The organism is Rhizobium lentis (assembly GCF_017352135.1).
Taxonomy (GTDB): Bacteria; Pseudomonadota; Alphaproteobacteria; order Rhizobiales; family Rhizobiaceae; genus Rhizobium; species Rhizobium lentis.
Genome location: NZ_CP071454.1, coordinates 230,367 through 251,079, shown reverse-complemented (window position 1 = coordinate 251,079; position 20,713 = coordinate 230,367). Strand labels below are relative to the sequence as shown.

Annotated in this window: 19 protein-coding genes; 11 read left to right on the top strand and 8 right to left on the bottom strand. The window is 61.7% G+C overall.

What is annotated here, in order from left to right:
* Nucleotides 1–422: 422 nt before the first annotated feature.
* Nucleotides 423–1,175 (top strand): pyridoxine 5'-phosphate synthase, encoded by a 753-nt coding sequence (locus J0663_RS01330; protein ID WP_207242696.1) that lies wholly within the window; start codon nucleotides 423–425, stop codon nucleotides 1,173–1,175.
* A 246-nt stretch (nucleotides 1,176–1,421) separates the two neighbouring features.
* Here J0663_RS01330 and J0663_RS01325 read toward each other — a convergent pair whose 3' ends face one another.
* A complete protein-coding gene (locus J0663_RS01325) occupies nucleotides 1,422–2,327 on the bottom strand; it encodes an SDR family oxidoreductase (protein WP_207242695.1) in 906 nt (301 codons plus the stop codon).
* Nucleotides 2,328–2,450: 123 nt separating this feature from the next.
* Here J0663_RS01325 and J0663_RS01320 point away from each other — a divergent pair, with 123 nt between their 5' ends.
* On the top strand, nucleotides 2,451–2,867 hold the full coding sequence (locus J0663_RS01320) for a winged helix-turn-helix transcriptional regulator (RefSeq protein ID WP_207242694.1): 417 nt from the start codon (nucleotides 2,451–2,453) through the stop codon (nucleotides 2,865–2,867).
* Between the two features lie 94 nt (nucleotides 2,868–2,961).
* On the opposite strand, the gene J0663_RS01315 is transcribed toward J0663_RS01320, so the two are convergent.
* The 4 genes from J0663_RS01315 to J0663_RS01300 form a co-directional block, all read right to left on the bottom strand.
* Complete coding sequence (locus J0663_RS01315) at nucleotides 2,962–4,185, bottom strand: MFS transporter (RefSeq protein ID WP_207242693.1); 1,224 nt, start codon at nucleotides 4,183–4,185, stop codon at nucleotides 2,962–2,964.
* A gap of 107 nt (nucleotides 4,186–4,292) precedes the next feature.
* The gene (locus J0663_RS01310) at nucleotides 4,293–4,916 is read right to left on the bottom strand and encodes a TetR/AcrR family transcriptional regulator (protein ID WP_207242692.1); all 624 of its coding nucleotides are present in this window, start codon (nucleotides 4,914–4,916) and stop codon (nucleotides 4,293–4,295) included.
* 70 nt (nucleotides 4,917–4,986) lie between these two features.
* A complete protein-coding gene (locus J0663_RS01305; protein ID WP_207242691.1) occupies nucleotides 4,987–5,904 on the bottom strand; it encodes a bifunctional helix-turn-helix transcriptional regulator/GNAT family N-acetyltransferase in 918 nt (305 codons plus the stop codon).
* 236 nt (nucleotides 5,905–6,140) lie between these two features.
* Nucleotides 6,141–6,860 carry an aspartate/glutamate racemase family protein gene (locus tag J0663_RS01300; RefSeq protein WP_207242690.1) on the bottom strand — a complete coding sequence of 240 codons (720 nt, stop codon included), beginning with the start codon at nucleotides 6,858–6,860 and terminating at the stop codon, nucleotides 6,141–6,143.
* Nucleotides 6,861–7,015: 155 nt separating this feature from the next.
* Between J0663_RS01300 and J0663_RS01295 the strand changes: the two genes are divergently transcribed.
* On the top strand, nucleotides 7,016–7,480 hold the full coding sequence (locus tag J0663_RS01295; protein ID WP_207242689.1) for an Lrp/AsnC family transcriptional regulator: 465 nt from the start codon (nucleotides 7,016–7,018) through the stop codon (nucleotides 7,478–7,480).
* A gap of 316 nt (nucleotides 7,481–7,796) precedes the next feature.
* Nucleotides 7,797–9,062, top strand: a complete 1,266-nt coding sequence (locus J0663_RS01290; RefSeq protein WP_207242688.1) for an NAD(P)/FAD-dependent oxidoreductase — start codon at nucleotides 7,797–7,799, stop codon at nucleotides 9,060–9,062.
* A 361-nt stretch (nucleotides 9,063–9,423) separates the two neighbouring features.
* On the opposite strand, the gene J0663_RS01285 is transcribed toward J0663_RS01290, so the two are convergent.
* Complete coding sequence (locus J0663_RS01285) at nucleotides 9,424–10,470, bottom strand: NAD(P)-dependent alcohol dehydrogenase (protein ID WP_207242687.1); 1,047 nt, start codon at nucleotides 10,468–10,470, stop codon at nucleotides 9,424–9,426.
* A gap of 203 nt (nucleotides 10,471–10,673) precedes the next feature.
* Between J0663_RS01285 and J0663_RS01280 the strand changes: the two genes are divergently transcribed.
* The 3 genes from J0663_RS01280 to J0663_RS01270 all read left to right on the top strand — a co-directional run bounded on the left by J0663_RS01280 (nucleotide 10,674) and on the right by J0663_RS01270 (nucleotide 14,422).
* A complete protein-coding gene (locus J0663_RS01280; protein ID WP_207242686.1) occupies nucleotides 10,674–11,582 on the top strand; it encodes an AraC family transcriptional regulator in 909 nt (302 codons plus the stop codon).
* A 99-nt stretch (nucleotides 11,583–11,681) separates the two neighbouring features.
* Nucleotides 11,682–12,740 carry a glycosyltransferase family 2 protein gene (locus tag J0663_RS01275; protein ID WP_207242685.1) on the top strand — a complete coding sequence of 353 codons (1,059 nt, stop codon included), beginning with the start codon at nucleotides 11,682–11,684 and terminating at the stop codon, nucleotides 12,738–12,740.
* Nucleotides 12,740–14,422 (top strand): hypothetical protein, encoded by a 1,683-nt coding sequence (locus tag J0663_RS01270; RefSeq protein WP_207242684.1) that lies wholly within the window; start codon nucleotides 12,740–12,742, stop codon nucleotides 14,420–14,422. The genes J0663_RS01275 and J0663_RS01270 overlap by 1 nt, the downstream gene beginning before the upstream one ends.
* On the opposite strand, the gene J0663_RS01265 is transcribed toward J0663_RS01270, so the two are convergent.
* Nucleotides 14,417–15,421, bottom strand: coding sequence for a sugar-binding transcriptional regulator (locus J0663_RS01265; protein WP_207242683.1), 1,005 nt, complete (start codon nucleotides 15,419–15,421; stop codon nucleotides 14,417–14,419). The two genes, J0663_RS01270 and J0663_RS01265, sit on opposite strands and share 6 nt — an antisense overlap.
* Nucleotides 15,422–15,507: 86 nt before the next feature.
* Nucleotides 15,508–16,542 (bottom strand): sn-glycerol-3-phosphate import ATP-binding protein UgpC, encoded by a 1,035-nt coding sequence (locus tag J0663_RS01260; protein WP_207242682.1) that lies wholly within the window; start codon nucleotides 16,540–16,542, stop codon nucleotides 15,508–15,510.
* 152 nt (nucleotides 16,543–16,694) lie between these two features.
* On the opposite strand from J0663_RS01260, the gene J0663_RS01255 reads away from it, so the two are divergent.
* Genes J0663_RS01255 through J0663_RS01240 form a run of 4 tightly spaced genes read left to right on the top strand, consistent with a single transcriptional unit; the run spans nucleotide 16,695 to nucleotide 20,712 of the window.
* Entirely contained in the window at nucleotides 16,695–18,053 is a 1,359-nt protein-coding gene (locus J0663_RS01255; protein ID WP_207242681.1) for an extracellular solute-binding protein, read from the top strand.
* Entirely contained in the window at nucleotides 18,040–19,032 is a 993-nt protein-coding gene (locus J0663_RS01250; RefSeq protein ID WP_207242680.1) for an ABC transporter permease subunit, read from the top strand. Before J0663_RS01255 ends, J0663_RS01250 begins: the two co-directional genes overlap by 14 nt.
* A gap of 2 nt (nucleotides 19,033–19,034) precedes the next feature.
* A complete protein-coding gene (locus tag J0663_RS01245) occupies nucleotides 19,035–19,955 on the top strand; it encodes an ABC transporter permease subunit (RefSeq protein WP_207242679.1) in 921 nt (306 codons plus the stop codon).
* A 28-nt stretch (nucleotides 19,956–19,983) separates the two neighbouring features.
* Complete coding sequence (locus J0663_RS01240) at nucleotides 19,984–20,712, top strand: glycerophosphodiester phosphodiesterase family protein (RefSeq protein ID WP_207242678.1); 729 nt, start codon at nucleotides 19,984–19,986, stop codon at nucleotides 20,710–20,712.
* Nucleotide 20,713: the final 1 nt, after the last annotated feature.

Here is a 20,713-nt window from a genome sequence, read left to right as displayed (position 1 = left end):
GCGGATTTGCCAGTTGCTTCCCGGGCGCGGCGAGTGGGGTTTCCTCTATGCGTTCTTGTCAGTGGGAAGGAAGCAGTACGCGGCTAACGATTACGCGACACAATGTCCACGTTATGCGTGAACGATCTTTTTTATAAGTGCTAAAAATAATCTCTTTTAAATGGGATAGCAACGCGACGGCAGCAATTGCAGTACTGTCGGGGTGTGCTGCAGCAAAACATGTGCTGCATTGCGTCATCGACCGGTCGTCTTCAAGGACGGCGAGAATTACTGTTTTCGGTGCGGCGGAGCTAGCAAATATCGGGCACCCACGGCAATCCCATCAACAATAGGTATCGGATTCATTTGCGAATCTCGTTGGCCATCCGAGCACACTTGGCTTAAAAGCGGAGCCTCCGTTTCAGCGCAGATGGATATCAGACATGCCCGCCAAGCTCTCCGTGAATCTCAACGCCATCGCCATGCTGCGCAACCGGCGCGACCTGCCATGGCCGAGCGTCGAAGCCTTTGGGCGAATCGCCCTTGCATCAGGCGCCAGCGGGTTAACGGTGCACCCGCGCCCGGATCAGCGGCACATCCGCTTTTCCGATCTGTCTGTGATCCGCAACCTGATCGATGACGAATTCCCCAGGGCCGAGTTCAACATCGAGGGCTACCCGACCGAGGAATTCTTCGAACTCTGCGCCGAGGCAGCACCCGAGCAGGTAACGCTGGTGCCGGACGATCCCGCGCAGGCGACCTCCGATCACGGCTGGGATTTCCGCAAGCACCAGGCGTTCCTTGCCGATACCGTCGCCCGGCTGAAGACGATGGGGTGCAGAGTCTCACTCTTTGCCGACGGCGATGGCGATGCGGAAGCGGTCAAGATCGCCAAGGCGGTCGGCGCCGACCGGATCGAACTTTATACCGGCCCCTATGGCGGCTGCTACGATGCACCCGAACGGGCAGCACCGATCCTCGAAGCTCTCGGGAAGACGGCTGACGCGGCCTTGGCCATCGGCCTTGCCGTCAATGCCGGCCATGATCTGACGGTCGCCAACCTGCCGGCGCTGGTGAAGCGCATTCCGGATCTCGCTGAGGTCTCGATCGGCCATGGGCTGACCGCCGATGCGCTGGAATATGGCATGGCGGAAACGGTGCGGCGGTTCTGCAGGGCGTGCGGGCAGAAGGTTTGAAAGTATCGTCCAGCGACGGCACGGTGGCATCAACTGGTTTTGCTGTCGCATCGGCAGTGCAGAGGGGGGTGTCCCACGGCACCTTCTATCCTCCATTCCTGCGCCTCGGGGTCCTTGTCCCAAGGGATGTCACAGGAATCCAGCCACGGCGCGTTGGCGCCGTGAGTGACTCATCTGAGGTAACGAGATTCTCATTCAAAACAAGACCGCTCATCCCTGCCACAAGCGCAGGGATGAGCAGAATGTTCAATGGGTAGCGCCGCCGGCTGCCGTCAGCGCCGCCTTATGCGCGACGAAAAAATCCTTCAGCGGTTGCGGCTGTTTGCCCGTCAGCTTGGTGAAGTCTCCGGTAACGATGTCGAAATTGCCGGCGCGGATATTGGCGTCGGCGGAGACCAGCATATCGGCGATGAAGCCGGGGAGGCCGGCGCCGCGCATGCCCTGGCCGAGCTGTTCGTCATTGACATCGACGACTTCGAGCGGCTTTCCGGCTGCCTCGGAGACGATGGCCGCAATCTGGCGGTTGGTGAGCGACACCGTGCCGGTCAGCGTATAAGCGGCGCTCTCGGATGTGCCGGAGGCGAGGGTAGCTGCGATCGCCAGCGCGCAGTCGTCGCGCGAGATGGTCGAGACCTTGCCATCGCCCGTGGCGCTGTACCATTTGCCGCCCTGGAGGTTGTGCGGCATGCTGTGCAGGTAATTGTCGTGATACCAGGCGTCGCGGATGATCGTGTAGGCGATGCCGCTTGCCTTGATGGTGTTTTCGGTGCCGAGGTGGTCGGGTGCGAAGGTGACGAGCGAATTATCCGGCGCCGGCATCGAGGTATAGGCGATGTGCTTGACGTCTGCCTTGACGGCGGCGGCGACGGCGGCCTTGTGCTGGCCGAGCCGCTTGCCTGGAGTGTCGAGCGCGTCGGTGCTGATGATCAGCAGCCGGTCGACGCCGGCGAAAGCCTTCTCCAGATCGGCCGCATCATCGAAATCGGCCTTGCGGGTGACGACGCCTCTGTTTGCGAGCGCGACGAGCCTTTCCGGGCTGCGCGTCGCCGCGACAATCTTGCCGGGGGCGACCTTATAGGTCTCGATGAGGTGATGGATGACACGCTGGCCGAGCTGTCCGGCAGCGCCGGTGACCAGGATGGTTTCGCTCATGGGTCGTTCCTTTTGCGTTTGATAAGGCAGTCTCAAAAAGAGACTAACGCTAGAATAGGAATTGACTTCGGCGTGTAAAGGAGGCAGCTTTTCGGCTGAAAGTTACCAAAAGGGAACCGGCACATGAGCAGCGCAGTCCTCAGTCTGAAGAACAGGATGCCGGGTGCGCGGCGCGAGATCGATCTTGCCGGCCTCGATTTTTCCAATTGCCCGGTGCGGGACATGATGCAGCAGATTGGCGGCAAATGGTCGACGTTGCTGCTCGAAGTGCTGGCCGACCGACCCTATCGTTTCGGCGAATTGCGGCGGATGCTTCCCGATATTTCGCAGCGCATGCTGACCCAGACGCTGCGCGACCTGCAGAGGGACGGTTACATCGGCCGCGAAGTCTTCCCGACGAAGCCGCCGAGCGTCGAATATTCGATGACCGATCTCGGCCGCTCGCTTTACCAGCCATTGTCGCAGCTTCTTAACTGGGCGGAAGCGAACCATGATGCTGTGCGGGCCGCCCGTTCGCGTTTCGATTCCGCCGACAGCTAGGCCCGCTGATAAATCTGCTCCGATGAGCGGGTGCGTAACCCGCTCATCGTCTGTCCGCATTATAGACTGGCGTTGGGGTTTTAGATATCCGATCTCAGATTTTACCGTCCTGCTTGCCGCGACCTTCCGTCAGGAACAGCAGGAAGGCGAGCGCCGGGAAGGCGAAGCCGATCCAAGCCGTCATCGGCCAGCCGCCGGTCGCATAGGCCCAACCGCCAAGGGCCGAGCCGAGCGCGCCGCCGGCAAAGAAGGTGGCCATGAAGAGGCCGTTCAGCCGGCTGCGGTGTTCCGGGTTCAAGCCGTAGATGGCGCGCTGGCCGCAGACGAGATTGGTCGTCACGCCGAAATCGAGCATGATCGCGGCCACGGTTAGAAGGATCAGGGCGGTGAGCGAGCCGTCGCTTGCCAAATGGCTGATCAGGAAGGAGGCCATGCCGAGCAGCATGGCGATCGTTGAGGCGATCTTGGTCATGCCGCGGTCGGCGAGCCGGCCGGCGATCGGCGAGGCGACGGCGCCGGCGGCACCCGCGAGCGCGAAGAGAGCGATGCCGTTCTGCGTCAGGCCGAAGGCCGGGCTTGCGAGCAGCAGGGGCGTCGTCGTCCAGAACAGGCTGAAGGCGCCGAACATGCCGGCCTGGTAGAGGGCACGGCGCTGCAGCACGCGCGAGGTCAGCGCCAGATGGGCCATGGAGGCGAGCAGTTCGCCATAATGCAGCTTCGTCTTCGGCACGCGGACCGGCAGGTTGGCGCGCAGCACAATGGCGAGCACGAGCATCAATGCCGCCGTGACGTAGTAGACCATGTGCCAGGAGGAGGCTTCGGCGACGAAACTCGCGAAGGGCCGCGCCAGCATGATGCCGCAAAGCAGGCCGCTCATGACATTGCCGACGACCTGGCCGCGCGTGGCATCGGGCGCCATGTTCGCGGCAAAGGGAACCAGCACCTGGACGGCGACCGAGGCGAGGCCGATGGAGAGCGAGGCGGTGAGGAACATGGCAGGCGTCGTCGACAGCGCCGCGCCGATCAGCGCGACGGCGGAGACGGCGATCAGCAGCAGCACCAGGCGGCGATTTTCCGTGAGGTCGCCAAGCGGCACGATCAGCAGCAGACCGAGGCCGTAGCCGATCTGCGTCAGGGTGACGATCAGGCCGGTTGCGGCCGGGGTGAAGCCGAGATCGGCGCTGATCGGGCCCGCAAGCGGCTGACCGTAATAGAGATTGGCGGCCACCAGCCCGCAGGCGGCGGCGAAAAGGAAGGTGAGCCAAGGGGACAGCGTTCGTGGAATGGCGTTTTCAGGCGTGGTGGCTGAAATGCTCATCGGAAACTCCGGTATTAAGGATTTGCGAGGATTGAATGCAAAAATGCTGGCTGCGGCCACCCGATCCTTGACCGGATGCCGTTATTTTCGATCGCCTGGGCCTGACCTCACGTCACGAGCTTCATCGACGCTTCGGCCGCGGCGACCATTTCCTGCCTGCCGCGTCCTGTTTTGCCGATGACGCGCAAGCCCTTGGTGAAGCAAAGAAAGGCGAGGGCGGCGGCATCGGCGTCCACCGTCTGCGCGATGGAGCCGTCGGCCTGGCCGGTGCGGATGAGATCGGCCATCAGCTTCTCGTCGGCGGCAAAGGCAGTCGCGACATGGGCGGCGGCCTCCTCGTCGAGCAGGGAGAAATCGTTGGCGCCGCCGACGACGAGGCAGCCTTTGCGGCCGGCATCGCCGTAGGAGAGCTCGGTGTAATACATCACCATCTGGAAAACTTTTTCGCGACCAGTCTCCGCAGAGGCTATCATCGCCTCCAGGCGCCGGCGGCCGAGCTGGCGATAGCGCGCAAAGGCCGCAAGAAAGACGCCGCGCTTGTCCTTGAAGGCCTTGTAGATGCTGCCCGAAGCGAGATCCATCGCTCCGGTCAGGTCGCTGATCGACGTGGCGTGGTAGCCGCGTTCGGAAAAGACCCGGAGCGCCGCATCCAGAGCGGCGTCCATATCGAACTCGCGCGGACGGCCAGGGCTGCGGGCTTTTCCATCTGATGTGAACTTGGCAAGGGTCATGACTCCTAATTAGGGAATGACCGTTTCCAAATCAAGCGAATTTTTTGCGACGCAACAAGTCAGGAGGAGATCAGAGGGTAAGAACCCAGTTCTGGCCGTTCGCCTCGGGGCCGAACATGCGATGTCTCTCTTCGGAGACAAGGCGGAAACCTGCTTTGATGTAGATGGCGCGGGCGGCTTCCAGCATGTCGTTGGTCCAAAGCGAAAGCTCGTGGTAGCCCTTCTGCCTGGAGAAGCGGATGCATTCGTCGACCAGCAGCTTGCCGAGGCCGAGACCGCGGGCTGATTTATCGACATAGAGCAGCCGCAGCTTGGCGACGCCATCGCCGCCATTGGTGACAAGGACCGAGCCAACATTGATGCCGCCGCGCTCGGCAATCCAGCAATATTCTGTCTCGGGGTCGAAATTGGCGAGGAATTTTCCGCCGACTTCGGCAATCAGTGCTTCGAAGCGCAGGTCCCAGCCATATTCCTCGGCGTAGAAGCGGCCTTGGCTCTGGACGATCCAGCCGATGTCGCCGGCGCGGTGGGGGCGGAGGATGGCCGGAGCCGGTTTTGCCGCCGGGTCGAGCAGAGCGCGGATCGTGTTCATGGCGCGGACCGCCACCTGCGGCTCGCCGGCGGCGAGATTATCGAAACGGGCGGCGATCTGCGCATTGGCACGCCGGCCGAGCTCGTCGAACTGCTCTCGTCCCCGCTCGGTGACAGTGATGACCTGGCTGCGCAGATCGGCCGGGTCGGGGCTGGTCTCGATCAGTCCCTCGGCGCGGAAACGCTTGAGGATGCGGCTGAGATAGGCGGGGTCGAGATGTAGGTCGCGCACGAGGCCGACGGCGCTGACGCCATCATGCGAGCCGATCTCGAAGAGGATGCGCGCGTCGGTCAGCGTAAACGGCGAGTCGAGATAGGCCTTGTTCAGGAGGCCGAGGAAATTCGTATAGAAGCGGTTGAAATCGCGGGCGGTTTCGATGAGGGCGGTATCGGCCATGGCAAGGATCTCCAGATGGAGATCTTGCCAGACTGCTGACAAACGTCGCCCCTTGCTCGACGTCATCCTCGGCCTTGTGCCAAGGATCTGCTGCCCTATCGACCGGAGGCAGATGCTCGGGACAAGCCCGAGCATGACGAAAGAGGGTTGGTCGACCGTGTCCATGCCGACAGGACCTCCGAATGGAGATTTTGTCGTGCATTTAGTTGACTGAGTCAACTAAATTATCGTTGCGATCAGGCGGCCTCGTTTTCCGCTTCTTCTTCAGCGCCGAGCACGAAATCGACAGCCGCGCGAGCATGAATCGTGGTCGTGTCGAAGCCCGGCAGCGGCAGACGGTCGGGATCGAGGATCAGGCAGATCTCGGTGCAGCCGAGGATGATGCTGTCGGCGCCGTTGTCTACGGCGCGGTCGATGATGGCGATCAGCTTTTCGCGCGAGCGATCGTGCACCCTTCCGGCGCAGAGCTCGTTGAAGATGATGTCGTGCACGGTGGTGCGGTCGGCAGCATCGGGAACCATGATATCGAGGCCGAGGTTTTTCATGCGCTCGCCGTAGAAACCGTGCTCCATCGTGTAGCGGGTGGCGAGCAGCAGCGGGCGCTTGCGGCCGCTCGCATGCAGCGATTTCGCCGTCTCGTCGATGATGTGGATCAGCGGCACGGAGACCCTGGCCGCGACTTCGTCGGCGATCAGGTGCATTGTGTTGGTGCAGATCAGGACGCAGCCGGCGCCGGCAGCCTGCAGGCGTTCGGCGACATCGCCGAGACGGCGGGCAGCTCCAGCCCAGTCGCCGGCCTTCTGAAGAGCGACGATCTCCTCGAAATTGACCGAATGCAGGATGAGTTCGGCCGAGGCGAGACCGCCCTTGCGGGCGCGCACCATCTCGTTGACCAGGCGATAATAGACCGCCGAACTTTCGAAACTCATGCCGCCGATCAGGCCGATCGTTTCCATCTCTTCATGCTCCCTTGCTTTGAACTTGGGAAAATAATGCCGCAATGCTGGCGCGGCATGTTTGCATTATTTGTCCTGCTGGCGATATATGTGCTATGATTTTGCGTTATTCGATCTAATCGCGCAAATTCGGCGCGCAAGGTTCATTTCACACGATGCTTGACGATCGCGACAGACGGATTCTCGACATGCTGCAGAAGGATGCCGGCATATCCGTGACCGATCTTGCCGAGCGCGTGGCGCTTTCGGTCTCGGCCTGCTCGCGGCGCATCCAGCGGCTGGAAGAAAGCGGCCATATCGCCAGACGCATCGTCGTGCTCGACCGCGAACGGATGGGCGTGCCGACGACGGTCTTTGCCCTGGTCAAGACGGCGCACCATTCCGACGAATGGACGGAGAGCTTTCGCAGGATCATCAGTGATATTCCCGAGATCGTCGAGGCACACCGGCTGACCGGTAATCACGATTACATCCTGAAGATCGTGCTGCCGCGCGTCGAGCATTACGACGTGATCTACAAGCAGATCGTGCGTCGGCTCGAACTTTTCGATGTCTCGGCGTCGATCTCGATGGAAGAATTAAAACATGGAATGGCAATACCCGTGGGTTATGTCAGCTGAGCCGGTTTTTGATGGGCCGAGGCCGACCCAAACAGGGCTTTCTCCTGACAGTGCGGGATTTCCTCCTTGTTCCATTCTCGCTTTTTTGGGGCGTTTTGCGATTTTCTGGGAATCCAGCGTGATAAGCACGCCCGGAACGCCGGTTTTCGTGCTCTTACGGGGCGTACCGTTCGTGTCATTGGATCGGCTCGCGAACCGCCGACCTTGATGCCATTGACTGCTGCCGGTGCAGGGCAGGCATGCCGAAACCGCGGTTGCAAACCCTGCGGCGAAAGCCACATTGGCTTTCAGCGAAATGGCGCAAAAGGGGTAGGTCATGAGCGATCATCGTGTCGTCGTTGTCGGCGGCGGTTTCGGCGGGTTGCAGCTCGTCAACGGGTTGAAGGGCGCAGGCGTGAAGATCACGCTCGTCGACCGGCGCAACCATCATCTGTTCCAGCCGCTGCTCTATCAGGTGGCGACGACCATTCTCTCCACCTCGGAAATCGCCTGGCCGATCCGCCGCCTCTACGCCGACCGGCCCGAAGTGACGGTGCTGCTCGGCGAGGTCACCGGCGTCGACAGCGGCGCGAAGACGGTCTCGTTACGCAGCGGCATGACTCTAGGTTACGACACGCTGGTGCTCGCGACCGGGGCGACGCATGCCTATTTCGGCCATGACGAATGGGAGCCGGTCGCGCCAGGCCTGAAGACGCTCGAGGATGCGACGACGATCCGCCGCCGCGTGCTGCTCGCCTTCGAGAGGGCGGAGATGGAAGCCGATCCCGCCCTGCGCGATGCGCTTCTGACCTTTACCATCGTCGGTGCCGGACCGACCGGGGTCGAGCTTGCCGGGATCATCGCCGAGCTCGCGCATTTCACCCTGCCGAAGGAATTCCGCAATATTGACACGCGAAAGACCCGCGTCGTGCTGGTCGAGGCCGGCCCGCGGGTGCTGCCGACCTTCGCCGAGCAGCTTTCGGCCTATGCACAAAAGGCGCTTGAGAAACTCGGCGTCGAGGTGCTTCTCGGGAAGCCGGTGACGGAGTGCAGCGCCGATGGCGTGCAAATCGGCGAGGCCTTCATCCCGAGCCGGACGATCGTCTGGGCGGCCGGCGTCACCGCCTCGCCGGCCGCCCGCTGGCTCGGCGTGGCGGCCGACAGGGCAGGGCGTGTCGTCGTCGAAAAGGACCTGAGCGCGCCGGGTCTGCCAGATGTCTTCGTCATCGGCGACACCGCCTCGGTCATGCGCGAGGACGGCAAGCCGGTGCCCGGCATCGCGCCAGCCGCCAAGCAGCAGGGCGGCTACGTTGCCAAGGTCATCCGCGCCCGCCTATCGGGCAAACCGGCGCCGGCGCCTTTCAAGTATCGGCACCAGGGCAGTCTGGCGACCATCGGCCAGAGCGCCGCGATCATCGATTTCGGCCGGATCAAGCTGAAGGGCTGGATCGCCTGGTGGATCTGGGGCCTCGCCCATATCTACTTCCTGATCGGAACCCGTTCCCGCTTCTCCGTCGCCTGGAGCTGGCTGTGGATCTATCTGAGCGGCCAGCACAGCGCCCGGCTGATCACCCAGCGGGAGACGATGCGGGAGGAGGGGTAGGCTTCTTGCTTTTGGGTCAAGCCGGAGGATAGTTAGGAGAGGCGTGCATGCGGGCACCCCCTCTGTCCTGCCGGATATCTTTCCCACAAGGGCGGAGATCGGCAAGAAGGTGGGCCATCCGTCCCTCGCTGCTGTATCGAAATACCATGCGGTAGTTGTTTGGAGATGCCCTCGCGCCCAGCCGAGATGCCCTCGCGCCCAGCCGATCTCCCCACCTGTGGGGGAGATGCCCGGCAGGGCAGAGGGGGTGCCCCACGGCGTGCCGGTAAAGGATCCAGCCATCGCACCTTCGCGGGAGGGCCGATCGAGGATGCCGTTCGGTATTAAAAAGGCGGCTCTTTCGAGCCGCCTTTCCATTTCCTCAAGCCGCCAGCGAGGCGATGTCGATGACGAAGCGGTAGCGGACGTCGCTCTTCAGGACGCGCTCATAGGCTTCGTTGACCTGGTCGATGTTGATCTTCTCGATCTCGGAGACGATGTTGTGCTCGCCGCAGAAATCCAGCATTTCCTGCGTTTCCTTGATCGAGCCGATCATCGAGCCGGAGATGCTCTTGCGGCCGGGAATGATCGAGAAGGCGTGCACAGGGATCGGGTTCTCCGGCGCCCCGACGACGACGAAGGAGCCGTCCACCTTCAGGAGGCCGAGATAGGCGTTCCAGTCGATCTCGGCGCTGACGGTGCAGATGATCAGGTCGAAGGTACCGGCGAGCTTGGTGAAGGTTTCCGGGTCGTTGGTGGCGTAATATTCCTTGGCGCCGAGCTTCAGGCCGTCTTCCTTCTTGGAAAGGGTCTGGGAGAGAACGGTGATGTCGGCGCCCATGGCCGAACCCAGCTTGACGCCCATGTGCCCGAGGCCGCCCATGCCGACGATCGCGACCTTCTTGCCGGGGCCGGCCTTCCAGTGGCGCAGCGGCGAATAGAGCGTGATGCCGGCGCAGAGCAGCGGCGCGGAGGCGTCGAGCGGCAGATTGTCCGGGATGGACATGACGTAACCTTCCTTGACGACGATCGAGTCGGAATAGCCGCCCTGAGTGCGCGTCTTGCCGTCCGCTTCGAAGTCGTTGTAGGTGCCGGAAAGACCCGGCATGTACTGTTCGCGGTCGAGGTCGCGCTCGGCGCAGCCGATGCAGGAATCGACGAAGCAGCCGACGCCGACGCGGTCGCCGACCTTAAACTTGGTCACGGCGGAGCCGACGGCCGAGACGATGCCGGCGATCTCATGGCCCGGCACGATCGGGTAGACAGCGTTCTTCCATTCGTTGCGCACGGTGTGGATGTCGGAATGGCAGATGCCGGCAAACTTGATGTCGATGACGACGTCGTCGGGGTTCGGGTTGCGGCGTTCGAAGGTGAAAGGGGTCAGCGGCTTGGAAGCGTCAGTTGCGGCATAGCCTCTTGCGATAGGCATGGAACCGTCCTTTTCATTTTCGGAAGGGGTTGAGCAGGATGGCGAACTATTGCCTGGAATGGTGGGAGAGGGTTAGAGCGATCCTCTCAGCTTTTTGCACGATCCTGCAAAAGTGGGGCGCCTGCCTGTTTGAGAAATGGTCCAGACACTCTAGATAAGTGCGGTACTGATGACGTCGAATACTAGACAGAAAGAGTTGCCGTATGACCTTGCCTTTCAGCCCCTATCAGGAGATGGTCGACCTCGCGATGCGCTTTGCGCCCAGCGACGGCGAGTTCTCGACCGCGATCGGCAATCTTCATATCAGCCGCAGGTCGAAGCCCAGCGATCCCTTGCACAGCAGCTACCGACCCTGTTTCGCCTTCGTGCTGCAGGGGGCCAAAAGCCTGCAGCTCGGCACGGAAATGATCAGCTACGGCACCGGCGATTATCTCTTGACCTCGCTCGATCTGCCGGTCGCCTGGCGGGTTACGGAGGCAAGTCCCGAGGTGCCGCATCTCTGCCTCGGGATGGCGATCGATTCCGAAAAGCTCCTGGAGCTGCTCAGCCGCATCGATGTTCCGCGCCCGGCCGCCCATACGGACGGGCAGCGCGGGATGGTGGTCAACGTCGCGCCGCCGGAACTCATGGATGCCGTCGTCCGCCTGCTGCGTTTGCTCGATCGTCCGGGCGATATTCCCGCCATGGAGCCGCTGATTGAGCAGGAAATCCTTTACCGGGTGCTGACCGGGCCGCATGGAGCCCGGCTGATCAACATCGCCACGACCGATAGCCACAGCAACCGGATCGCGCGTGCCGTCGCCTGGCTGAAGGAGAATTTTGCGCGGCCGCTGCGCATCGAGGACCTGGCCGAGCGCGTCAATATGAGCGTGTCGTCCTTCCATCACCACTTCAAGTCGGTCACGGCGATGACACCGGTCCAGTATCAGAAGCAACTTCGCCTGCACGAGGCGCGCCGGCTGATGTTGGTCGAGCGGCTCGATGCCGGCACGGCCGGCCACCGCGTCGGCTACCAAAGCCCCTCGCAGTTCAGCCGCGAATACAGCCGCCTCTACGGCGCATCGCCGGCCCGCGATGTCGATGGCGTGCGCGAGATGATTGCGGCGGAGTAATTTAAGGACGGTCGGTGCGGCTGCTTGCCAGCCATTAAAGGATGTTTGACGATTCCCGCCTAGGCTGGTGCCATCCATCAAGCAGGCACCGCCGTCCGCATGACACAAGCACCGTTTCTGTCCATCGTCGCGCCTTGTCACAACGAGGAAGAGGGCCTGCGCGAGTTCTGCCGCCGGGCCGCCGCGGCTGCGCAGAGCGTTGCCGGCGACGCCTTCGAGCTTATTCTCGTCGATGACGGCTCGTCGGACGGTACGTGGGAGATCATTTCGGATCTGGCGGCCAATGTGCCACAGGTTGTCGGGGTGCGTCTGCTGCGCAATCACGGCCACCAACTGGCGTCGACGGCGGGTCTTTCGGCGTCGCGTGGTGAGCGCGTTCTTCTGATCGACGCCGATCTTCAGGATCCACCCGAGCTGCTGTTGATGATGATGCCGATCATGGAGCGCGGCGCCGACGTCGTCTACGGCCAGCGCACGCGCCGCGAGGGCGAGACATGGTTCAAGCTTGCCTCCGCTTCGCTTTTCTATCGGGCGCTCTCCAGGCTCGCTTCGGTGACCATCCCGCGCGATACCGGCGATTTCCGCCTGATGCGCCGGCGGGTCGTCGATATCCTGCTGGCGATGCCGGAGCGCGATCGGTTCATCCGCGGGATGGTCAGCTGGATCGGCGGCAGGCAGGTCGCTCTCCCCTATGAGCGCGACGCGCGCTATGCCGGCACGACCAAATATCCGCTGCGCAAGATGATCAATTTCGCGCTCGATGCGATCACCAGCTTCTCGACGACGCCGCTGCGCATCGCTACATGGTTAGGGATTGTTAGCGCCGGCGTCGCTGTCGCGTTGCTCGCCTATACTTTCGTGCGCTGGCTGCAAGGCGAAACGGTCACCGGCTGGTCGTCGATCATGGCCGCTGTCAGCGTCTTCAGCGCCATCCAACTAATCTGCATCGGCATCATCGGCGAGTATCTCGGCCGCTTGGTGCAGGAGAGCAAGAGGCGGCCGATGTTCATGATCGAGACGATCCTGCACGGTGGCGACCAGGCTGAACTGCCGCCGGCTTTTTCAGAGATGAGCGCCGGCGACAAGCGCGCTGCGCTGGATGCAGCCCTTGGCTCGAACGAGCCGCCGCGGCCACACAAGAAGAGTCGGGTCAGTTGATGGACCGGATGGCGGGACCACCAGCGGCCGCAACCGAATCTGCGGAGGCGACCGCCCGGCAGGATTCCACCATTGCGATTGCCGTGTTCGTCGCGCTTGCGGCGGCACTGGTCGTCCTCTTTCCCTTCCCGCCGGTTCTCGACTACGCCAATCACTACGCCCGGATATGGCTGCTTTCGGGCGGGATCAGCGAACGGCCGTTTCCGGAGATCTATGCGGTCGACTGGAACCGCACCTTTACAAATGTTGGGATCGATCTTCTAGCGACCGGAATAGGCCCGCTCGTCGGCGCCGACCGGCTGGCGCGGGCTTTGCTTTTCCTGGCGATCGTGCTGCCGCCGCTCGGCGCGATCAGCCTGCATCGCACGCTTTTCGGCGGTCGGCACTACTGGCAGATCGCCATGCTGTCGCTCGGCTGGTGCGCCACCATGATCGGCGGCTTCATCAATTTCCAGATCGGCCTCGGCATGGCCTTGTTCTTCGCCTGCGCCGATCTTCGGCTGCAGCGCCGCAACTTCGCCCTGCTGTTTGCCTGGCGGCTTGCCGCCGCGCTGCTGCTGACGGTGATGCACATCTTCTCGCTCGGCTTCTACATGGCGATCGTCTGCGGCCTCGAATTTTCATGGCGTTTCAACATAGTGCGGTCGAAGGCCGGGCTGGTAAGGCTCGCCGGCCGGTTGGCACTGGCGCTCGGCGCCTGCGTTCTGCCACCGTTCGCCCTCTACCTCCGATCGCCAGCTTTGCCCGACGCCGGTGATAACGGCCTTGCCCTTGCCTGGAATGACAGCGTCGTCCTGATTGTCATGAATTTGCTCTCCGCGATCACCACATACATTCCGCTGGTGGACGTGGTGCTGGTTCTGCCGCTGCTCCTCATCTGCACACGTGCTTCACGCGCGGGCGATATCCGCGTGCATGCGGGCCTTGCCGTGGCCGCCGGCGGGCTGCTGCTGCTCTCTTGTGTTTCGCCTCGCCATATGCTCGGAACCGGATGGATCAGTTGGCGCTTTCCGATCATGACGGCGCTCGTCGCCATGGCCATGGTGTGTCCATTCGCCAGTCTGTCGCGCCGGCAGGCGCTGATGCTGGCGCTTGTCGTCAATCTCGCGGTTTTCGGCCGGACGGGCTGGATCGGCTGGAACTGGTGGCTTGCACAAAAGGACGTTGCTGCCGTCGAGGCCGTACTCAAAAAGGTGCCGGTCGGCGCGGCCGTTCTGCCCTTGGGGCATGACCCTGGCATGGTGAGCGGACTTGCGCACTCAAGCCGGTATTTTTTCTTTAGGGAGGAGACTTTCTGGCACCTGCCAACGCTTGCCACGCCTCTCGCGCATGCGTTCGTGCCGACGCTCTTCACCGCAAAAGGCAAGCAGCCGCTATCGGTTCTGCCACCATGGTCTGAGATCGCGGTCCCCGAAGGCAATCTGCTATCGATCGGCGTGCTCTTGTGCCCGGCAATGATGCAGGTCTATGAAAACTTCACACCCTATCTGTCGGACTGGCGCGGACGTTTCGATTTCATTCTCGTCGCGAACGCCGATATTCTCGACCGCTATGTCGGCACCGTGATGCCGGCTGGTCTGACGCTGATCGAGGATGCCGGTTTCGCCAAGCTCTACGCGATTGACAAGGCGCCGCCGGCAGAACCGCTTTCGATTCCCGCCGGCTGTGCGGCGGCTCTATGAACCGCCGCCTGCCCTGAGATCGAACGCAAGCTGTCGCGCTTGCCGTGCAGTGTCTTCATCGCAAATCAACACGTTGCCCAGGCCGGACAGCAACACGGCTGCGATCGCCTGCGCCTTGTTTAGGCCGCCTGACGCGAAGACGACATTGGGAATGGCGCGCAGGGCTTCCAGCTCGGGGGCGATCGCGCACCTGTTTATCGCGTGCTCGATGGGGCGCCCGATCTTATCGACGAACTGGCCGAGCACGTCACCGCAGGCGCCGGCTGCGACCAGTTCTTCTATGTTGACGTTGTTCGGCAGGCCGTAACGCATCAGCAGCGAGCGCTCGGTCATGTCGCCGATGCTGAGCACGATGACGTCATTGGCCTCGATCTGCCGGAAGGCGGTCTCAAAAACGTCCTGCCGGACGATCGCCGTCCGTGATTCCGGGCTGCCGGCATAGATCGGCGCCGCAAGATAGGAGCATTCGGCATTGAGCTGGCGGGCAAGATCGCTGGCGATGTCAAAGGTATTGATTTCGATCCCGTGCGTCAGCCCGCCCATCACCGAATTGACGCAGATCTCAGGCCGTCGGAGCGAAGGCATATGACGCACCATCTCGCGAAGCGTAGCCCCCCAGCCGACGCCGACGCCGCGGATATTGCCGCCGTTCAGCAATTGCACGAGATAATCGGCGGCCGCCTGGCCGAGCAGGACCGGGATGAGCTCTTCGTCCTGCGGTGTCGGCACGATGATGGCGCGATTCAGCGAGAATTCCGTCGCCAGCTGCTGCTCCAGTGCGATGCAGGACGTCAGTCGGGAGTTGAGGGTAATCGTCACAAGGCCGGATCGGCGTGCCTCGGCGATGATCTTGTTGACGCGAAGCCTGTTGGTCGAAAGCGCTTCGGCGATCTCACCCTGCGTGCGTCCCTCCATGTAATAGAGCCAGACGACGCGCACCTGCATCTGCTCGTCCGGCAGCGCAACGGGCGCGAAGGGAACACTTCTGTTCTGTGACATGCGATAATCTGCGCCTCCGCTTCGACGCCATGGATGTTGAATCCCCAACGCTTGTCAATCGCAAGGGTCGGATGTGATGACTTCCCTCAGTCGGTCCGCCGCCCCGTCGCCGTGTTGAAGGGATGCAGGCCATCGATTCCGACATAACACGTCACTCGATCGCCCTCCCGCAAACGCTGATCGCTGGGGACACTGGCCACGAGGCGCTTATCAGTGCCGTCGATGCGCAGATGCACATTGTTCTCGTCGCCGACCGTTTCGATCAATTCGACGTTGGCGTCGAAGCCGAGATCGTCCGCCGCACCCTTGCCGAGTTTGATTGCGCCAGGTCGGATCCCAATGAGATTCGTCTCTCTGGGAAGCGCAAGCGTGCATGGGCCGAGTTCGTCGAGACAAACAAGGTTCATCGGCGGAGAACCGATGAAGCCGGCAACAAAGACGGTTTCAGGACGGCGATAGACCTCGATCGGTGTCCCCACCTGTTCGATCCGACCGCCATTCATGACGACCAGCCTGTCGGCGAGCGTCATCGCCTCGAGCTGGTCGTGCGTGACATAGAGGCTTGTCGTCTTGAGCTGCCGCTGCAGCCTGCGGATTTCGACGCGCATTTGCAAGCGAAGCTTCGCATCCAGGTTCGATAGTGGTTCGTCGAAGAGGAAGGCGGCGGGGTTGCGGACGATGGCGCGGCCCATGGCAACGCGCTGGCGCTGTCCGCCCGAGAGCTGACGGGGGCGTCGCTCGAGGAATTCGCCGATTTCCAGAATGTCGGCGGCGTCAGCGATCCGCCGATCAATCTCATGGCGAGGGACGCGGCGGTTCTTGAGCCCGTATTCGAGATTCTGCCGAACGGTCATGTGCGGATAGAGCGCGTAGTTCTGGAAGACCATCGCAATGTCGCGGTCGGCCGGATCGACATGACCGACCTCGCTTCCGGCAATCCTGAGATGCCCCGAGCTTATGGCTTCGAGACCGGCAATCATCCGCAGCAAGGTGGATTTTCCGCATCCCGATGGCCCGACCAATACGATCATTTCCCCGTCTGCGACGGTAAGATTGATCCCTTTTACCGCGGGAACCGGTCCGTAGTTTTTCTTCAGGTCGATCAGTTCGATGGCCGCCATGGCATCCTTCCTCCGGGATCGTCATACATTTGTAACATGCTATTGACATTTGTAACAGGTAACCCCAACCTTCTTTTATCGCCACTCTGGGAGGGGTTGATCGGCGTTGGACGCGCCGGTCGGCGAATAACGGCAATGGAGAGGAAAACGAGATGACGGCAAAGTCTTCGATCGGCGCCCGCATGGGGCGAACGATCCGGTCATTCGCGGCGGGCGCTGCACTGGCGGCAATCGGATTGGCAAATGCTGGCGACGCCAGCGCAGCCGATCGCGTCAAGATCGAATGGTGGAATGCGGCGGGCGGGCGCCTCGCCGAAATCACCAACAAGCTGATTGCGGACTTCAACGCCTCGCAAGACAAATACGAGGTCGTCGGCATCGGCAAAGGCAATTACGAGGAGACTATGGCGGCGATGGTGGCCGCCTACCGCGTCCACCAGCAGCCGGTGCTGATCCAGGCCGCCGAGCGAGGCTTCCTGACCATGTACAATTCAGGCGCCATCATTCCGGTGCCGCAGCTGATGGAGAAGGAAGGCTATAAGGTTGACTGGAACGATTTCGTCGCCCCGGTCGCCGGCTTTTATCTCGTCGACGGCAAGCCGGCGGCGATGCCCTTCAACAGCTCGACGCCGATCTTCTGGTACAATGCCGAGCATTTCAAGGCAGCCGGCTTCGACAAGCCGGGCGAGACCTGGCAGGAACTCGACAAGCAGCTCCGCGCTATCAAGGAGAACGGAATTTCGAAGTGCCAGATGGCGCTTGCGAACGACTTCTACTGGAGCCTGATCGAGAACTACGCGGCGATCCAGGACCAGCCTTACGGCACCAAGGCGAATGGCTTCGGCGGCCTCGACACCGAATTCATCTTCAATAAGAGCCCATTGGTGGTCGGTCAGGTGACACGCCTCAAGACGTGGATGGACGCCGGCATCCTGCAGATCGCCGGGCAGGGGCTCTCGCCAGACCAGCTGTTTACCTCTGGAACCTGCTCGACTTATGTGGCCTCCACCGCGGCGCACGCCGCCGTCGAGAGCGCAGCGAAATTCAATTGGAGCGCATCCTTCCTGCCGCATGAGGAAGGCATCGAGCCGAAAAACAGCACCATTGGCGGCGGGGCCCTCTGGGTTCTCAAAGGCAAGTCGGAGGAAGAGTATGCTGGTGCTGCGGCCTTCCTGAACTTCATCGCCTCACCGAAAACGCAGGTCTGGTGGAGCAAGCAGACCGGCTATGTCCCGGTCACGAACGCTGCCTATGAGCAAGCCAAGTCGGAGGGCTATTTCAAGGATCACCCGACCCGCGAGATCGCCATTCTCCAGCTTACGCGCGGTACCCCGTCCGACAACTCGCGTGGCTTCCGCTTCGGCAATCATAACCAGTCGATGGCGCTGCTGGTGGAAGAGATCCAGGGCGTGTGGACCGGCCAGAAGACACCGCAGCAGGCACTGGATGCCGCGGCGACCCGCGGAAATCAGATCCTTCGGCAGTACGAGCAGCTTCATGCAGCAAAGTAGGACCTTCGGAACGATCGGAGGCGCCGCCCGGCGCCTTCGCATCGCGGATATTCTGTCGACGGGACGCTCGTTCGCGCAGCCGTCGGAGGCCGGGTTGAAGTCCGCTCACTTCAACAAGCCCTGGCTCGCCTTCAGCCTGGTGGCGCCGCAGCTGCTGATCCTCCTGTTCTTCTTTTTCATACCTTCTTACAAGGCGCTGTCGCTGGCCTTCGTCCAGGTGGATCCGTTCGGCGGGACACAAATTTTCGTCGGGCTGGAGAATTTCTACAACCTGTTCGCCAGTCCGGAATATCGTGCCAGCGCGTTGTTCACGCTGTGCTTCACCGTTGCGCAGAACGCCGCAACGCTTCTGCTTGCCGGCCTGTTCGCCTTTGCGACCGATTTCGTCATCAGGGGCAGGGGAATTTACAAGAGCATCATCCTGTTGCCCTATGCAATTGCGCCGGTCATATCAGGGGTTATCTGGGCCTTCCTGTTCAATCCGGCGGTGGGACCGATCGCGCAGTTCCTGCACGGACTCGGCTTTCAATGGGATCCGAACCGGCGTCCTTTCGATGCGCAGCTTCTGGTGACGATCGCCTCGGTCTGGAAGAACGTCTGTTACGACTACATCTTTCTTGTCGCCGCACTGCTGGCCGTGCCTGTCTCGCTTCTGGAGGCGGCAAAGCTCGACGGTGCAAGACCCGTCCGGCGCTTTTTCACGATTTCGCTTCCGCTGATTTCGCCGACGGTCTTCTTCCTCGTGGTAATGAACTTCGTCTACGGGCTGTTTGAAACCTTCGGCATCATCGATGCCGTCACGCGTGGCGGCCCGGCGGGAGCGACGAACAGCCTGGTCTACAAGGTCTACCAGGACGGCTTCGTGCAACTGGATCTCGGCTCGTCCGCCGCCCAATCCGTGCTGTTGATGCTGATCGCCATCCTCTTCACCATCGTCCAGTTCCGCGCGCTCGAGCGCAAGGTCAATTACCAGGTGTAGTCATGCCCGAACGTCATCTCGGTCTTTCGATCTTTTGTCATGCCGTGCTGCTGATCGGCGCGATCTTCGTTTGCCTGCCCCTCTACTTCGCCTTCGTCGCGGGGTCGCTGACCTTGCAGGAAGTTCAGCAGGCGCCGTTCCCGGTGACGCCGGGTGAGCATTTTTTGGAGAACCTGGCGGCCGCCTGGCAGCAAGGGGAGTTCTCCCAACTGTTCCTGAATTCGATCATCGTCACCGCCGGCATCGTCATCGGCAAGCTTGCGATCTCGCTGATTGCCGCGTTCGGCGTGACCTATTTCCGTTTCCCGTTTCGCATGACGGCGTTCTGGCTGATCTTCGTGTCGCTGATGCTTCCGGTCGAGGTCCGCATCATCCCGACTTATGAGGCGGTCGCCGATGCCGCCGGCCCGATCCGCTGGCTGGCCGGGACGATCGGCCTTGCCGGTATCCTCGAACAGCTGACGGGATACAGCATCGAAGCCTCGTTGAAATGGAACATGGTCAACAGCTATGCCGGCCTGATCCTGCCGCTGATCGCCTCTGCCTCGGCAACCTTTCTGTTCCGGCAGTTCTTCCTGACCGTTCCCGACGAGCTTTGCGAGGCGGCCAAGCTCGACGGCGCCGGTCCGCTGAAATTCTTCAAGGATATCCTTCTTCCGCTGTCGAGCGCCAACATTGCGGCCCTGTCGATCATCCTGTTTCTCTACGGCTGGAACCAGTATTTGTGGCCGCTGCTCTTCACCACCGACAAGGACATGGGAACGGCGGTGCTCGGGCTGAAGCACCTCGTTCCCGTCTCGGACTCCGCACCTGCCTGGAACATTGCGATGAGCGCGGCGCTTCTCGTTATGCTTCCGCCTGCGGCAGTCATTCTCTTCATGCAGCGCTGGTTCACCAAAGGACTGGTGGACTCCGGAAAGTAACACGCCGAATCTCAAGGATATCAAAACGATGGTGCTTATCATCGGCCACCGCGGTGGCCGCAATCTCTGGCCCGAGAACAGTCTTTCGGGTTTCCGTAACCTTGCGCAAATGCCGGTCGATGGCGTGGAATTCGACGTCCACCTGACACGATCCGGAGAAATGCTCGTCATACACGACCCGACGCTCGATCGCACGACCAATGCGCAAGGCCCGGTCGCCGACCTTAGTTCCGGAAAACATCGCGAAGTCCGGCTCAAGGAGAGCGGCGGGGAGACGATTCCGACTCTGGACGAGGTACTTGCCGTCTTCAAGGACACCACGCTCGAGCTTCATATCGAACTGAAGACCCATGCCGATGGAACGCCTTATGAAGGGCTTGCCGCCAAAGCCTTTGACGCTATCAACCGGCTTGAGCTGGCGGAGCGCTCGATCCTGACAAGCTTTCATCCCGACGTTCTTGCCGACATTCGCAAGGCCGCTCCCGGAATTCGCCCCTTGTCCTCCTTCGATGCCAATTCAGCCGAGCGCCTCGGCCTGACCGGCGGTCTCAGCCTGATGAAGCAATGCTCGGATATCATCGCCGTCGAAGTGTCTCTTCTTCAGGCGCAATGGGAAGAGATCACCCGGCTTGTTCCGCTCGACCGCCTCGGCGCATGGGTTCCGAATGAAATCAGCGACCTCGAATACTGGCTTGCGAAGCCGATCCGGCAGATCACCACGGACCGGCCGGATCTAGCCTTGCAGGCGCGGAGATGAG

What these genes read in the sequence shown, in the direction of transcription:
- J0663_RS01320 (WP_207242694.1), top strand. Translation starts at nt 2,451, where the DNA reads ATGAGCAGCGCAGTCCTCAGTCTGAAGAACAGGATGCCGGGTGCGCGG.
- J0663_RS01330 (WP_207242696.1), top strand. Translation starts at nt 423, where the DNA reads ATGCCCGCCAAGCTCTCCGTGAATCTCAACGCCATCGCCATGCTGCGC.
- J0663_RS01275 (WP_207242685.1), top strand. Translation starts at nt 11,682, where the DNA reads ATGACACAAGCACCGTTTCTGTCCATCGTCGCGCCTTGTCACAACGAG.
- J0663_RS01315 (WP_207242693.1), bottom strand. Translation starts at nt 4,185, where the DNA reads ATGAGCATTTCAGCCACCACGCCTGAAAACGCCATTCCACGAACGCTG.
- J0663_RS01280 (WP_207242686.1), top strand. Translation starts at nt 10,674, where the DNA reads ATGACCTTGCCTTTCAGCCCCTATCAGGAGATGGTCGACCTCGCGATG.
- J0663_RS01255 (WP_207242681.1), top strand. Translation starts at nt 16,695, where the DNA reads ATGACGGCAAAGTCTTCGATCGGCGCCCGCATGGGGCGAACGATCCGG.
- J0663_RS01240 (WP_207242678.1), top strand. Translation starts at nt 19,984, where the DNA reads ATGGTGCTTATCATCGGCCACCGCGGTGGCCGCAATCTCTGGCCCGAG.
- J0663_RS01290 (WP_207242688.1), top strand. Translation starts at nt 7,797, where the DNA reads ATGAGCGATCATCGTGTCGTCGTTGTCGGCGGCGGTTTCGGCGGGTTG.
- J0663_RS01245 (WP_207242679.1), top strand. Translation starts at nt 19,035, where the DNA reads ATGCCCGAACGTCATCTCGGTCTTTCGATCTTTTGTCATGCCGTGCTG.
- J0663_RS01265 (WP_207242683.1), bottom strand. Translation starts at nt 15,421, where the DNA reads ATGTCACAGAACAGAAGTGTTCCCTTCGCGCCCGTTGCGCTGCCGGAC.
- J0663_RS01285 (WP_207242687.1), bottom strand. Translation starts at nt 10,470, where the DNA reads ATGCCTATCGCAAGAGGCTATGCCGCAACTGACGCTTCCAAGCCGCTG.
- J0663_RS01270 (WP_207242684.1), top strand. Translation starts at nt 12,740, where the DNA reads ATGGACCGGATGGCGGGACCACCAGCGGCCGCAACCGAATCTGCGGAG.
- J0663_RS01325 (WP_207242695.1), bottom strand. Translation starts at nt 2,327, where the DNA reads ATGAGCGAAACCATCCTGGTCACCGGCGCTGCCGGACAGCTCGGCCAG.
- J0663_RS01295 (WP_207242689.1), top strand. Translation starts at nt 7,016, where the DNA reads ATGCTTGACGATCGCGACAGACGGATTCTCGACATGCTGCAGAAGGAT.
- J0663_RS01305 (WP_207242691.1), bottom strand. Translation starts at nt 5,904, where the DNA reads ATGGCCGATACCGCCCTCATCGAAACCGCCCGCGATTTCAACCGCTTC.
- J0663_RS01260 (WP_207242682.1), bottom strand. Translation starts at nt 16,542, where the DNA reads ATGGCGGCCATCGAACTGATCGACCTGAAGAAAAACTACGGACCGGTT.
- J0663_RS01310 (WP_207242692.1), bottom strand. Translation starts at nt 4,916, where the DNA reads ATGACCCTTGCCAAGTTCACATCAGATGGAAAAGCCCGCAGCCCTGGC.
- J0663_RS01250 (WP_207242680.1), top strand. Translation starts at nt 18,040, where the DNA reads ATGCAGCAAAGTAGGACCTTCGGAACGATCGGAGGCGCCGCCCGGCGC.
- J0663_RS01300 (WP_207242690.1), bottom strand. Translation starts at nt 6,860, where the DNA reads ATGGAAACGATCGGCCTGATCGGCGGCATGAGTTTCGAAAGTTCGGCG.